1 pseudogene is annotated in these 590 nt (G+C 35.6%); it reads left to right on the top strand.

Going from position 1 to position 590, the window contains the following annotated elements:
• A pseudogene (locus FUA24_RS24745) lies at window positions 1-590 on the top strand (peptidylprolyl isomerase); the annotation flags it as partial.

Genomic DNA, 590 nt, shown 5'->3' with positions numbered 1-590 from the left:
AAAGAGAGCTGTACAAATTGGTACAATTGCTAGAAAAATTGAACCATCAGAAACTACAACAGCTAAAATTTTTAGAGATGCTTCTAAATTTGAAATAGATGGAGCTAAAGGTGATTTTGAAGCTTTGGCAAAAGAAAATAATTATACTGTTAGACCCGTAAATGGAATGAAAGCTTTAGATGAAAGTATTCCTGGTATTGGTAACCAAAGACCAATTGTGCGTTGGGCGTTTGAAGATGAAGCTAGCGTTGGTGATGTTAAACGTTTTAGTTTATCTACCGGTGGTTACGTAGTTGCACAATTAGTAGCAAAACACAAAGCAGGTTTAATGTCTGCTGAAGATGCATCAGCTACAGTATTACCAATTTTAAGAAAAGAAAAGAAAGCAGAGTTAATTAAAAATAGAGTATCAGTTAGTACTTTAGAAGATTTAGCAACTGCTGAAAACACTTCAGTTAAAACAGCATCAGCTATTACAATGAAGAGTCCAACAATTCAAGGGGCTGGTAGAGAACCTTTAGTTGTAGGAACTGCTTTTGGTTTAGGCGAAGGAGAAACGTCTGGTTTAATAGAAGGTGTAAATGGCGTGT

It is taken from the genome of Seonamhaeicola marinus (assembly GCF_008085455.1).
The sequence above is the reverse complement of the archived record's forward strand: the minus strand, read 5'-3'. Positions and strand labels throughout refer to the sequence as shown.